Below are 13512 nucleotides of genomic sequence, written 5' to 3' on the forward strand. Positions count from 1 at the left end.
AGGCGAATCAGCTCACAGGAGATGTGTCCGTGCTGCGTTTCCTTGCCGCCCTGCTCAAGATCGCGCTGGCATCGCTGCTGACGGGTGCCGGGCTGTCGATCTTCAACATATCGTCAGTGCAGGTCCTTGAGCAGGCCGGGCTGACGCCGGATGTGCTGTGGGCTCACCTTTTGCGCTTTACCAACTGGGCGCTGCCCAACATCATGCTGGGATCGATGATCGTGCTGCCGATCTGGCTGCTGACCTATGTTTTCCTGCCGCCGCGCGAAAGAGAACGCGAGCGCGACTGACGCGCCCGCTGTATTCGCATCAATGTGCGAACGCCGCCTGCTCGTCCTTGACGCGCTGGATTTCCCGGCGGCGCGAAACCACCGAGGCGATCAGCACGCCGATGGCGACAATGCCGATCAGGATGGTGCAGACAGCGTTGATTTCGGGCGTGACGCCCAACCGCACCTGGCTGTAGATCCGCATCGGCAGTGTGGTGGCGCCGGGGCCGGAGGTGAAGCTGGAAATCACCAGATCGTCCAGCGACAGCGTGAAGGCGAGCACCCAGCCGGAAAAGACCGCAGGTGCTATGACGGGCAAGGTCACCTGCAGGAAGGTTGCCACCGGCGTGGCGCCAAGGTCCATCGCCGCCTCTTCGATCGACCGGTCGAAGCTCAAAAGCCGGGACTGCACGACGACGGCGACGAAGCACATGGTGAAGGTGATGTGGGCGAGCGTCAGCGTCCAGAAGCCGCGATCGAAACCGATGGCAACGAACAGCAGCAGCATCGACAGGCCGGTAATGACTTCCGGCATGACCAGCGGCGCGTAGATCATCCCGGAAAACAGCATGCGGCCACGAAAGCGCGTGTAGCGCGTCATCGCGAGCGCTGCCATCGTGCCGAGAACCGTGGCGATGGTTGCCGAGATCAAGCCAACGCGGATCGTGACCCAGGCGGCATCGAGAAGCGCCTGATTGTGGAAGAGCTGCACATACCATTTGGTCGAGAAGCCCGCCCAGACGGTGACCAGCTTGGATTCGTTGAAGGAGAAGATCACCAGAAGCACGATCGGCAGATAGAGAAAGGCGAAGCCGATGACGATCGAAGCGATGTTGAAACGGGACCAGCGCTGCATGACTATCTCCCCTCCGCGTCGGCTTTGGACTGCGCATGCTGGAAGAACATGATCGGCACCACCAGGATCAGCAGCAGGATGGTTGCCACAGCGGCGGAGACCGGCCAGTCGCGATTGGCGTTGAACTCGTTCCACAAGGTCTTGCCGATCATCAGCGTCTCGGAACCGCCGAGCAGATCCGGGATGACGAATTCGCCTACGGCCGGAATGAACACCAGCATGCAGCCCGCCACCACGCCGGGCATGGACAGTGGAAACGTCACCCGCCAGAACGCCCGGATCGGCGTGCAGCCGAGATCCTGAGCCGCCTCCGTCAGGCTGTGGTCCATCTTTTCCAGCGAGGAGTAGATCGGCAGCACCATGAACGGCAGGTAGGAATAGACGATGCCGATATAGATCGCCCAATTGGTGTTGAGGATGATCAGCGGCTGATCGATCACGCCGAGCGTCAGGAGCAGCTGGTTGAGCAGCCCCTCCGGCTTCAGGATGGCAATCCAGGCATAGACGCGGATCAGGAAGCTCGTCCAGAACGGCAGGATGACCAGCATCAACAGCGTCGGGCGGATGGTGCTGGGCGCCTGCGCCATGCCGTAGGCCACCGGATAGGCGATCAGCAGCGTCAGGACTGTAGAGACACCGGCGATCCAGAGGCTGGAGGCATAGGCCTTGGTATAGAGCGCGTCCTCGGTCAGCCAGATATAGTTGTCGATCGAGAACTGCTTGATATTGTCGATGAAGCCGCCAAAACCGGAGGCGAGGTCGAACACCGGCAGATAAGGCGGCATCGCGACCGCGGTTTCCGACAGCGAAATGCGGATGACGATGAAAAACGGTATCAGGAAGAAGAACAGCAACCAGGCATAGGGGATGACGATCACCAGCCGGTTGAACAAAGCCGATCCGAATTTTGCCATGGCTTCAATCCTTCAGCACGACGCCGGCATTTTCATCGAAGGAAATCCAGACTTCCTGATCGTAGCCGAGCGGATCTTCGACGGCACGTACTGCGTTGAGCGACGAGGCCTTGATCACCTTGCCGTCCTTCAGCTTGACGTGAAAAACCGTCATATCGCCGAGATAGCCGATATCCCAGATTTCCCCCTGCGCGGCATTGAGCGGCGCACAGGCCGGCCGGTCGCGGCCGACGCGGATCTTTTCAGGGCGAACCGCAAAGCCGGCCTTGGTGCCGACGGCCGGCGGTTCGGTCGAGGCGACACGAACGGTAAAACCGCTTTGCGTGGCGATCTCGACGGTGCCATTGCCTGCGGATGAGACCGTTCCGTCGAAAATATTCACGTCGCCGATGAAATCGGCCACGAAACGCGAATTGGGCGCTTCGTAGATTTCCGGCGGTGTGGCGACCTGCACGACCTTGCCATGCGCCATGACCGCAATGCGGTCGGCCATGGTCATTGCCTCTTCCTGGTCATGGGTGACGACGACGAAGGTGAGGCCAAGTTCCTGCTGCAGGTCCATCAGTTCGAACTGGGTTTCCTCGCGCAGCTTCTTGTCGAGTGCGCCGAGCGGCTCATCCAGCAAAAGCACCTTCGGACGCTTGGCCAGCGAACGGGCAAGCGCCACGCGCTGGCGCTGGCCGCCGGAGAGCTGGTGCGGCTTGCGTTTGGCGAATTTGTCGAGCTTGACCAGTTTCAGCATTTGCTCGACACGCGCGGCAATATCGGCCTTCGGCATGCCGTCCTGCTTGAGGCCGAAGGCGATGTTTTTCTCCACCGTCATATGCGGAAACAGCGCATAGGACTGGAACATCATGTTGACCGGCCGCTTGTAGGGCGGGATGCCGGCAAGGCTCTGCCCGTCGAGGATGATCTCGCCAGAGGTCGGCTGCTCGAAACCGGCGAGCATGCGCAAAAGCGTTGACTTGCCGCAGCCCGACGCGCCGAGCAGCGCGAAGAATTCCCGCGGATAGATGTTCAGCGACAGATCATCGACCGCGACGAAATCACCAAATTTCTTGGTGACGTTCTTGACGGCGATGAACGGTACGGAATTGGGATCTGCCCAGGGCGCAAAGGAACGCCGGATACTGCCAAGTGACTTCATCATCTATCCCCGAATGACTTGCACAAACGGCGCCGTCCCCGGCGCCACAAAAGAAAATTGCCCGGATTTCAGGTCCGGGCAATTCTTTTCGACTTACTGGCCGGTGACCACTTTGGTCCAGAGCCGCGTCACCAGACGCTGCGATTTGGCGTCATAGGGTGTCACCGTAAAGAGCTTGGCCAGCACCTCCGGCGTCGGATAGATCGCGATATCCTCAAGCACGGCCTTATCGATGAACTGCTGCGAGGCCTTGTTGCCATTGGCGTAGAAGACGACGTTCGACGCCTTGGCGACGACTTCCGGTTTCATCATGTAGTTGAGGAATTCATGGGCTTCAGCCACATGCGGCGCATCGGCCGGAATGGCCATGACGTCGAACCACATCTGCGCGCCGGTCGGCGGGATGACATAGTTGACCGTCACGCCGGCATTGGCTTCGGCAGCGCGGTCGCGTGCCTGGAAGATGTCGCCTGAATAACCGACAGCAAGGCAGATATCGCCATTGGCGAGCGCATTGATATATTCCGACGAATGGAACTTGCGAACGGAGGGGCGGATGGAAACCAGAAGTTCCTCGGCCTTCTTCAGATCATCCGGGGCGCGGCTATCCGGGTCGAGGCCAAGATAGGCAAGCGCCGAGGGCAGAACGTCGGACGCGGAATCGAGGATGTGGATGCCGCAATCCTTGAACTTGGCAGCCATTTCCGGCTTGAAGATCACATCCCAGGTCGGCGCCTCGTCGGTGCCGAGAATCTGCTTCACCTTCTCGACATTGTAGCCGATGCCGGTCGTACCCCACATGTAGTCGATGGCGTATTCGTTGCCGGGATCGTATTTCTGGATGCGGTCGGAAATCACGTCCCACATGTTGGACAGGTTCGGCAGTTTCGACTTGTCGAGCTTCTGGAAGACGCCGGCTGCGATCTGGCGCTGCAGGAAGCTCGCCGTCGGCACGACGACGTCGTAGCCGGTGCCGCCTGCGAGAAGCTTGGTTTCAAGAATTTCGTTGCTGTCGAAGACGTCGTAGACGACCTTGATGCCGGTTTCCTTGGTGAAGTCTTCGAGAATGCTGGCATCGATATAGTCGGACCAGTTGTAGACATTGACCACGCGCTCCTGCGCGGTGGCAATCGTTGCGGATCCACTGAGGATCAACGCGGCAAAGGCGGTGGCAATCGTACGCGGCATAGAATTCCCCTTGATTTTTTCGGGTCAGTCCAGGCACGCCGCCGTCGCCTGCCTGTCTGTCCCTCCGTATGCGCGTTTGGAAGTTAGGCATGTTTTCCAACAACCACAAGCGCTTTTACTGGCCCCGCGCGAACCATCCGGCAACATCTCGGATTTTGGCGATCATTGGCAAAAGGCGAATCTTTTCAGTGCGCCATGCCGGACCGATGACCTGCAAGACCGGGCTGCCGGCGCAAATTAACCATAAGCTCAAATCGATCCCGGGCCGCCGCGTTTACGATTGCTTAACCATGTCTGGAATGCGATTTTGCGCCGCAACGGTTGTGCGTTCGGAGTTGGTGATCATGAGTGTGAAGTCGCAGCGGATCGATCCACGGGAACTGAAGCGACTGTCGGTGCTGCAATCCCACAGGACGCTTCTCGCCATCGGTTTCGACTGGGTGCTGATTGCCGGCGCCATCGCCTTCAGCAAATATATGCAACATCCGCTTGCCTATTTCGCCGCCGTGCTGGTCATAGCCGGACGCATGCACGCCTTCGGCTGCCTGATGCACGAGGCCGCCCATTACCGTATCATCAAGAACCGCACTATCAGCGACTGGATGAGCGATCTTCTGCTCGCATGGCCGATCATGGCGACCGTCGATGGTTACCGCATGAACCACTTGGCCCATCACCAGCACACCAACACCGACGACGATCCGGACTGGGCTGCCAAGCTCGGCATGACGCAGTTCACCTTCCCGCAAAAAGTCTGGCGCGGCGTGGTGCAGCTGCTCGGCTATCTGGTTGCGATCAATTCGGTGCGCGATATCCTGCACATGGCCAAGCGCATCGCCAAGCATGACCGCTCGACCCGGACCTACAAGCTGCTGCGGATCGGCTTCTACGCCGCTGCTGCCGTTATCTTCTCAGTGTTCGGGCTGTGGACGGATGTCACGCTCTACTGGCTGGTGCCCTTCCTCACGTTCTTCTGCCTGTTCCTCTATGTCCGCAGCGTCGCCGAGCATTTCGGCAGCATGGACTATTCCGACGAACTGGGCAGCTCGCGCACGGTCTATCCCTATCTCTGGGAAAAGCTGTTCTTTGCGCCCCACAACATCAACTATCATCTGGAACACCACCTTTATCCCGGCGTGCCCTATTACAACCTGCCGGAACTGCACGCAGTGCTGATGAAGAACCCGACTTACGCCAGCCGTGCGCATATCACCCGCGGCTATACGACGGGGCTTGCATCAGAGTGCTTTGCTCCGAACGCGCCGCTGCTACCGGCCCATCATCCGGTCAGCTACTGAAAATCCCAATCATCTATTGAAAATCAAAGGCGCTTAAACCGGTCACCATCTCATCGAGCCCGAGCGGCCGGGTGACCGGCGGCTCGGCCCGGGCAAGACAGCCCTGCCGCTCGCAGAGGCGGCACGCCGTGCCACCGGCAACCAGCGCCAGCGGCACGCCACCATAGACGGTCGCCGCTGCCTGAACTGCATCGCAGCCAATGAGGATCGCGGTGCGGCGGACGCGCTCCTGAAAATTCGCCCGTGGCCCCTCGACGGTCCGGGCAACCGTCAAGAACTCCCCGCCTCCGAAAATCTCTACCCGATCAGCCAGCACCTGTCCGGCTTGCGCAAACGCCGCATGGACATTGAGCTTGGTACAATTGCCGCCGAAGCGCGCCTGCGGAAAGCCCGACGCACCGGCCTTGCGCAGCCGGTTGCCGGCATGATCGATCTCCATCAGGAAGAAGGGCAATCCGGCAGCCCCTGGGCGCTGTAGCGTCACCAGCCGGCTCGCTGCCTGTTCGAACGAGACCTGGAACCGGGCGCTCAGGACATCGATATCGTATTTCGCCCGCTGTGCTGCGGCGAGAAACCCGCCATAGGGCATCATGATCGCATGGGCGGCATAGCGGGCGAGCTCGAAGCGGCCGATGCGGCGCGCCTCGCCCGTCGAGAATGCCAATTGCTGGAGATCGGCAGCGATGGCCTGCGGAAAGGCGATCTGCGCCGCCTCCATGGCGATCTCCCGCAGCTGCTCCTGCGCCGACAGCCGTTCCGATAAAAACAGCCGCATCGAATGGCGGTCGAAGCGGCGGCGCAGGTCCGGCATGACATGCACGGGCAAAGTCCGCACGGAAAGGCCATGCTCCTTGCGCAGCCATGTTTTTAGCGCCCCGGCAAGATCGTCGCCGGGCGACAGATGCGCATGAAACGCTTCGGCGGCGTCATCGATGCCGGCAAAATAATGCGGCCGGTTTTCGAAGATGTCGCGCACTTCATCCATCGGAAGACGCGCCTCCGACAGTGCGGCCATATGCCCGTGATCGGACAGGAGCGCGCTCAGGTCCTTCAGCCGCAGGGATTGTTCGCGGTAGGCACGGTACAGCTTGAGCACGCCCATTGCCGCATTGGGTGCCGCCTCCGCCACCTCGATCAGCTCCTGATCGCCCGGCAGTTCGCCTGACAGCAACGGATCGGCGAAGACTTCACGCAATTGCGTGACACTGCCGGTCGCCTCGCCCTGCAATTCATCGAGATCGACCTTGTAGACCGAGGAGAGTTTTAGCAGCAGCTGTACAGTCAAAGGCCGCTGGTTACGCTCGATCAGGTTGAGATAGGACGGCGAGATGCCGAGCGCCTCCGCCATCGCCGTTTGCGTCAACGACAGGCCATTGCGGATGCGCCGAACGCGGGCTCCGGCAAAAATCTTGTTCTCAGCCATTTGTCACGCCTTTTACAATTTTGGCCACGACCATCTTATTTACAGATTTTACAAAATTACAGACGGTCCTTGTAAAAGACAAGACATGATAACCCTTTTGAATGCAACAGAAACCCTTTTATTCTAGCAGGTTTGTGCGGTGCACTTTAAAACGCGTCACATCAGATCGACCATCGAGCGGCATCAAACTAAAGTCGAATGGCCCTCGAAAAATTGTAGGAGGAAAATTATGACTGATTTTTACAATCTCGTTCCCGGCGCCCCGCAGGGCCGTTTCGATGGCCTCGATCGCCCCTACTCCGCCGAGGACGTCAAGCGGCTGCGCGGCTCCGTCCAGATCCGCCACACACTTGCCGAAATGGGCGCCAACCGGCTGTGGCAGTTGATCCATGAAGAAGATTTCGTCAATGCGCTGGGCGCGATGACGGGCAACCAGGCAATGCAACAGGTCCGTGCCGGCTTGAAGGCGATTTACCTCTCCGGCTGGCAGGTCGCCGCCGACAGCAACACCGCCTCGTCGATGTATCCCGACCAGTCGCTTTATCCTGCCAATGCCGCACCGGAACTGGCCAAGCGCATCAACAGGACATTGCAGCGCGCCGACCAGATCGAGACCGCGGAAGGCAAGGGCCTGTCTGTCGATACCTGGTTCGCGCCGATCGTTGCCGATGCCGAGGCCGGTTTCGGCGGACCGCTCAACGCCTTCGAGATCATGAAGGCCTTCATCGAAGCGGGCGCCGCCGGTGTCCACTATGAGGACCAATTGGCATCGGAAAAGAAATGCGGCCATCTCGGCGGCAAGGTCCTGATCCCGACGGCCGCCCATATCCGCAACCTCAATGCCGCGCGTCTGGCCGCCGACGTCATGGGCACGCCAACACTGGTCATTGCCCGCACGGACGCCGAAGCCGCCAAGCTCCTGACATCCGATATCGACGAACGCGACCAGCCATTCGTCGACTACGATGCGGGCCGCACCACGGAAGGCTTCTATCAGGTCAAGAACGGTATCGAGCCCTGCATCGCCCGCGCCATTGCCTATGCTCCCTATTGCGACCTGATCTGGATGGAGACCGGCAAGCCGGATCTCGAACAGGCCCGCAGGTTTGCCGAGGCGGTCCACAAGGTACATCCGGGTAAGAAGCTCGCCTACAATTGCTCGCCGTCGTTCAACTGGAAGAAAAATCTCGACGATGCGACGATCGCCAAGTTCCAGCGCGAGCTGGGCGCCATGGGCTACAAGTTCCAGTTCATCACGCTTGCCGGCTTCCACCAGCTGAACTTCGGCATGTTCGAACTGGCGCGTGGCTACAAGGACCGGCAGATGGCTGCCTATTCCGAGCTGCAGGAGGCGGAATTTGCCGCCGAGGTCAACGGCTATACCGCCACCAAGCACCAGCGCGAAGTCGGCACCGGCTATTTCGACGCCGTTTCGATGGCCATCACCGGCGGCAAGTCGTCGACCACCGCCATGCATGAATCGACCGAACACGAACAATTCCGCCCGGCGGCGGAGTAACAAAATTCCCCTCCCCGACCCCTCCCAACAGGGGGGAGGGACTAACTTGCGGCACCTCCGCGTCCGGCCAATTTTCTCTGAGCTCTCGGAGATGTCGGCTTGAGCAACTAGGTGCGGCATACCAGGCCCCTCCCCCTTGTGGGGAGGGGCTGGGGAGGGCCTTAGACTAACATCAACCAGGAGGAACGAGCATGACAGTCCAGACACGCGTCAAGGAACGGGCAGAGGAACAATCCTCGGCCATGACACCGGAACAGCAGGCGATGATCCGCATGGTCGCCAACGACCTGCACAGGCTCAACCAGGCCGTCATGAAGGCCGTGGATGCCGGCGTTTCCGTCGAACTCGTCCGCTCGGCTCGCCATCACGGCGGCGAAGGCAACTGGGGTGATCTGCTGATCCCCGTCATCGTGACGCAGGGACGTGGCTGAGGCATGGTACCCTGTCCACGGAAATCCCGACGGGGCTTTTCCCGCCGGGATTTTGCGTTTACCGCCTAAAGACTTCGGCTTGGCCTCTTGCCGGCGAAAAGATCGGCGTGGCTTTTGAGCAGCCGGAACAGGCGTTCGGAGACCGTGCGGATTTCGCGGCGGTGGCGGTCTTCGCTGTTGGTGACGATCCACTGGCCGTGACGTAGCTGTTTCAGCTCTTCCCCGGCCCGCTCCAGGCCCGGATCGAGATCGCCGACGAAACAGGGCAAAATCACCTGCCCCGCCCCTGCCCTTGCTAGATCGAGCAGTGAGCGCGGCCGGCTGACGATGACGGCGATCGACGCCGCCTGCTCATGCGGAAAGCGCAGATAGGGCGAGATTGCGTCCTCCTCCGACACGGCAAGCCAAGCAGATGAGAGCCCTTCCGGCGCATTGCGCTGGCGGTAGGCGGCATAGGCGACGTCGCCGGTATGACGGCTGGCCAGATGCGGCTCTTCCGGTGCAACGGCCCGCACGCCGACATCGCTTTGCCGGTGCGCCAGCGTTGCCCGGCGCTCGGAAACGGACATGTCGAGGCGGAACCCGTCACGCTCGCTCCAGATCGCCTGGATGTTTTCGCAGACCAGCCACGTCACCCAGGTGCCGGCCATCAGCCGCACTACGGACGCGCCATGCGCTTCCTGCCGCCAGCCATCGACCTTGCGCACCACAGCATCCATGGCCTGCAGCTGTTCGAACAGAGCCTGCCCATCGGCGGTCAACCGGTATCCGGTCTGGCTGCGGACAAACAGCTGCCGCCCGATCCCCTGCTCCAGATCCAGCACCCGGCGACCGACCGTGGCGGGGCTTAAACCAGTGGCCTGTGCAGCGCCGGTCAATCCGCCATGGCGCGCAATCGCCAGAAATATCTGATAGGCATCCCAGGATATGTCTTTCATCAATGAAAAACATACTCCGTATTCTTCCGTTTATAAACTCATTTTTGAAGCATAGGTTGAAGGCGCGAACAGAGCGCGGCCACAGCCCGCCTTATCCCAAATTGAGGAAAGCTTCCTGCAGGACACCCGGTCCGGCAACGGCTTTCTGTTGCCGAGGAGACCTGCGATGCCAGAGATGATGGGAATAGTTTTGTTGGCGGATATGCTGGCGAAAGACGCACGCAAGCCGCACGAATTCCAGGATTTGATCAACCGGAACCGGCTGCCCAACAGGATGTCCACCGCGTTGCGCCTGCTCGCCCTGCGCTGGGTGCGATAAGGCCAAAGACAGAAAGCCCGGCGATCTTGTTGATGCCGGGCTTTTTTTCGTCGAACGATCCGGTTTATCAGGCGGCGCGGCCGATCTGGCGGCCCGTGCTGACCGGCTCCAGACGGAACTGTTCGACCAGCATCATCAGGGTATCAGCCTGATTGGCAAGTTCGCGGCTGGCGCTGGTTGCCTGATCGACCATGGTGGCATTCTGCTGGGTCATCTGGTCCATCTGGTTGACGGAGCCATTGACCTCATGCAGGGCGGCAGCCTGGTCGCGGCTGGCGGTGGCGATCATTTCCACATGGCTGCTGACCGAGACGATCTGCTGGCTGATCGACGCCAGAACCGCGCCGGTTTCCTGAACCAGTTGCGACCCGGAATTCACCTCGTTGGCAGACTTGTTGATCAGGCCCTTGATCTCGCGGGCGGCTCCCGCCGAGCGTTGGGCAAGCTCGCGGACTTCCTGCGCCACCACAGCAAAACCCTTGCCTGCATCGCCGGCGCGCGCCGCTTCGATGCCGGCATTGAGCGCCAGAAGGTTGGTCTGGAAGGCGATCTCGTCGATGACGTCGATGATCTGCTCGATCTGGCGCGAGGCATCTTCGATGCGCCCCATGGCGGCAATGGCGTTGCTGACGACAACCGCGGAACTGTCGGCACTCTTCTTGGTATGGGTGACGGCGACATTGGCCTCGTGGGCGCGTTCGGCCGACGAGCGGACGGTGACGGTGATCTGGTCGACGGCCGCCGCCGTTTCTTCCAGCGAAGCGGCCTGTGCCTCGGTGCGCTTCGACAAAGAATCCGCCGACGCATGCATGTCGTTGCCGCTGCGCTGGATCGACAGGGCATTGTTGCGGATCTGCAGCAATGTGTCCTGCAACCGGATCAGCGAACCATTGAAGTCCATCCGCAGCTGCTCGAGGCGGCCGGTGAACGGTGTGTCGATCTGCTGCGAAAGGTCGCCCTGCGCCAACCGGCCGAGGCCGGCGGCGAGCTGGCTGACGGCGAAATCGATCTGGCTGTCGAGGGCGCGCTTTTCCGTGTCGTTGCGGGTGCGTTCGGCATCGGCCTGGGCGCGCTGCTCCTCACTTTCCGCTTCGATACGGACCTTGGACAGGGCATTTTCCTTAAAGATGCCGAGTGCCCGGGCCATGTCGCCGATCTCGTCGCGGCGGGCACCGCCGTCGATCGAGGTATCGAGGGCACCTTCAGCCAGACGGCGCATGGCGGCGGTGATCTGGCCGATCGGGCCTTTCAGCGTCAGAACCAGCGCACCGCCGGCGAGAAGTGCGATCAGGATACCCACGACCGTTGCAAGGACCGACACCTGGTTGGCCTTGTCGCGTTCGACGGAAGCCGTGGTCTTCTGGCCTTCGGCAAAGGCTGTCAGCTGCCCCCAAATATTGTCGATTTCAGCTGCGGCAGCCGTGAATTCGGCCTCGCGCTTCTGGCTGGTCGCGACCAGGGCCATGCTGTCCCGATCCATCTTCTCGATGATCGGCTTCAGCGAGCCGACCAAGTCCGTGAAGAACTTCAGGTCACCGGCCGTCTGTGCCAGGCTCTGTACGTCCTGACCCATGATGGAAAATTCGCGGGCCAAGCGCTTGCGGCCTTCCTCGTCGGATTTTTCAAGGAAGCTCGCAGCCGCGATGCGGATGGAATAGACCGAGTTGACCAGCTTGCGGGTGTCGGTCAGCACCGTCGCGGCCTTGACCAGCGGCGCGTCGAGCTTGCCGAAGGTGGCGGTGGCGTCGCGCATCTTGACGGTCGCTGCCGTCTGCAGCTGGATGCTGTTCTGGCGGAAACGGGCAACCAGACGGCCAACCGCCGTTGCGTTTTCCTCGCTAAGATCGCCGGTGTCGATCAGGGCCTTCATCTCGGCGATTGTGGTCTTGAAGGTTTCGGCAACCGCCTTTTGATTTGCCGGAAGGCCGGAGGCGATCTTGCGCTGGACCTTGGTCAGGTCGCCATAGGAGCTGCCTGCAAGCTTGATTTTCTCTTCGGGCGTCGCAGCCTTGGCAAAGGCCGACATGAAAGCGACGAGCGTATCGCTCGACGAGGTCAGGCGATCGGCCTCGCGCAGGATCGATTTTGCCGCTTCCTCATCCTTGCGGACGACGCGCTCCATCTTGGTCGCTTCCTCCAGCACCTTCATCTGCTCGCCGAGCAGGCTGCCAAGGCTGTTGGAAATCGACTTGCGCAACGCCACCTCTTCTTCATAGAGCGTCCAGAGCTGGCCGACGCGGTCACCGATCTTGGTGCTGCCCTCGACCGCCTCCTGCAATTGCCGGCGGCCCTCTTCATCATTGACCTGGGCCAGCGTATCGGCCAGCAGCGCCTGCTGCGCCTGCAGCTTTTCGACGACGGCCTGCCGGCTTTCCTCCGATGTCTTCTGAAGGAAGCTGTTCATGCCGGCATAGACATCCTTGAAGCCGCTCAGCGACTGCAGGACGCTGTTGGAAATCTCCATCCGCCCCTGCAGCAGGCCGGACGCGTAGAGCCCGGTAATGCCGACGGCGCAAATGCTGACGACGAACGGCAGGATGAACAGCAGCACCTTGGTCTGGATTTTGAAGCGGGCAAGAATCTTGTCGATGAACATGAACGCACCTTGGCTCGCAGCCTGCGTCCGCCTTCCTCAAGCCTTGACAGGCTTTCCCGGTGCGCCAACAAGCTGGTGATTTGACTGAAAAATCATGCGGCGCATCGCCGCCAGCCTGCCAGGCATTCATTGCATGATCCGCCACCTCCGGGGGCTGAGATCACGGCAGGCTCCGTTGGAAACGATCTTCAACGGCAACGATTAATATTTGAATAAATGCGCTCTAAATCGTTTCAGATGGATTGCGCCGCATATTGGCAGGCAAGGCGGCCGTGTACGATTTTCGAGACTATGCGCCGAAGCAGTGGCGTAACATTGCCGCTGTCATGCCCAAGTGACGCGAGATCGAACTACTTAGAAGGACCAGAAAGCCGGCAGGGCCACGAGTGCTGCAAGGGCGAACATGGCGATCACTGAAACGCGGATCAGCAAAACCTTGCGCTGCGCACTTTCATCGGCCTTAGCGATCGCGATAGCGCGGGCTGTGGAACGGCTGCGTGACTGATTCATGGCATCATGTCCTTTCGACCAAAACCAACAATAGACCCGGATGACCGGGACCGCTAGCCCACTTCATGTTGCGACCGCTCACGAAAGCGGAAAAATGTCACTTT

General features: G+C 60.5%; 13 protein-coding genes. 5 read left to right on the forward strand and 8 right to left on the reverse strand.

Annotation, left to right across the window (positions count from 1 at the left end):
- The first annotated feature begins 29 nt into the window (after nt 1–29).
- A complete protein-coding gene (locus ACP7E6_RS07190; RefSeq protein WP_426229039.1) occupies nt 30–290 on the forward strand; it encodes a DUF6460 domain-containing protein in 261 nt (86 codons plus the stop codon).
- Nucleotides 291–309: 19 nt separating this feature from the next.
- Here the strand turns inward: ACP7E6_RS07190 and ACP7E6_RS07195 are convergent, their stop codons facing one another.
- The 4 genes from ACP7E6_RS07195 to ACP7E6_RS07210 all read right to left on the reverse strand — a co-directional run bounded on the left by ACP7E6_RS07195 (nt 310) and on the right by ACP7E6_RS07210 (nt 4374).
- Nucleotides 310–1125, reverse strand: coding sequence for an ABC transporter permease subunit (locus ACP7E6_RS07195; protein WP_113313256.1), 816 nt, complete (start codon nt 1123–1125; stop codon nt 310–312).
- A gap of 2 nt (nt 1126–1127) precedes the next feature.
- Nucleotides 1128–2039 (reverse strand): ABC transporter permease subunit, encoded by a 912-nt coding sequence (locus tag ACP7E6_RS07200; protein ID WP_426229040.1) that lies wholly within the window; start codon nt 2037–2039, stop codon nt 1128–1130.
- Between the two features lie 4 nt (nt 2040–2043).
- Complete coding sequence (locus ACP7E6_RS07205; protein ID WP_426229435.1) at nt 2044–3186, reverse strand: ABC transporter ATP-binding protein; 1143 nt, start codon at nt 3184–3186, stop codon at nt 2044–2046.
- Between the two features lie 93 nt (nt 3187–3279).
- Complete coding sequence (locus tag ACP7E6_RS07210; protein WP_426229041.1) at nt 3280–4374, reverse strand: polyamine ABC transporter substrate-binding protein; 1095 nt, start codon at nt 4372–4374, stop codon at nt 3280–3282.
- 344 nt (nt 4375–4718) lie between these two features.
- Here ACP7E6_RS07210 and ACP7E6_RS07215 point away from each other — a divergent pair, with 344 nt between their 5' ends.
- On the forward strand, nt 4719–5672 hold the full coding sequence (locus tag ACP7E6_RS07215; RefSeq protein WP_426229042.1) for a fatty acid desaturase family protein: 954 nt from the start codon (nt 4719–4721) through the stop codon (nt 5670–5672).
- A 13-nt stretch (nt 5673–5685) separates the two neighbouring features.
- Here ACP7E6_RS07215 and ACP7E6_RS07220 read toward each other — a convergent pair whose 3' ends face one another.
- Nucleotides 5686–7095, reverse strand: coding sequence for a helix-turn-helix domain-containing protein (locus ACP7E6_RS07220; RefSeq protein WP_426229043.1), 1410 nt, complete (start codon nt 7093–7095; stop codon nt 5686–5688).
- A gap of 229 nt (nt 7096–7324) precedes the next feature.
- On the opposite strand from ACP7E6_RS07220, the gene aceA reads away from it, so the two are divergent.
- Nucleotides 7325–8614 (forward strand): isocitrate lyase, encoded by a 1290-nt coding sequence (aceA, locus tag ACP7E6_RS07225; protein ID WP_426229044.1) that lies wholly within the window; start codon nt 7325–7327, stop codon nt 8612–8614.
- A gap of 191 nt (nt 8615–8805) precedes the next feature.
- Nucleotides 8806–9045, forward strand: a complete 240-nt coding sequence (locus ACP7E6_RS07230) for a hypothetical protein (RefSeq protein ID WP_037119629.1) — start codon at nt 8806–8808, stop codon at nt 9043–9045.
- Nucleotides 9046–9110: 65 nt separating this feature from the next.
- Here ACP7E6_RS07230 and ACP7E6_RS07235 read toward each other — a convergent pair whose 3' ends face one another.
- Nucleotides 9111–9983: a LysR family transcriptional regulator gene (locus ACP7E6_RS07235; RefSeq protein WP_426229045.1), complete on the reverse strand. Its 873-nt coding sequence runs from the start codon at nt 9981–9983 to the stop codon at nt 9111–9113.
- Between the two features lie 166 nt (nt 9984–10149).
- Between ACP7E6_RS07235 and ACP7E6_RS07240 the strand changes: the two genes are divergently transcribed.
- On the forward strand, nt 10150–10302 hold the full coding sequence (locus ACP7E6_RS07240) for a hypothetical protein (protein WP_426229046.1): 153 nt from the start codon (nt 10150–10152) through the stop codon (nt 10300–10302).
- Between the two features lie 67 nt (nt 10303–10369).
- On the opposite strand, the gene ACP7E6_RS07245 is transcribed toward ACP7E6_RS07240, so the two are convergent.
- Nucleotides 10370–12898 (reverse strand): methyl-accepting chemotaxis protein, encoded by a 2529-nt coding sequence (locus tag ACP7E6_RS07245; protein WP_426229047.1) that lies wholly within the window; start codon nt 12896–12898, stop codon nt 10370–10372.
- A 354-nt stretch (nt 12899–13252) separates the two neighbouring features.
- A complete protein-coding gene (locus ACP7E6_RS07250) occupies nt 13253–13408 on the reverse strand; it encodes a hypothetical protein (RefSeq protein WP_426229048.1) in 156 nt (51 codons plus the stop codon).
- Nucleotides 13409–13512 lie beyond the last annotated feature (104 nt).

Source organism: Pararhizobium sp. DWP3-4 (genome assembly GCF_049898205.1).
In the GTDB taxonomy this organism is placed as follows: Bacteria; Pseudomonadota; Alphaproteobacteria; order Rhizobiales; family Rhizobiaceae; genus Pararhizobium.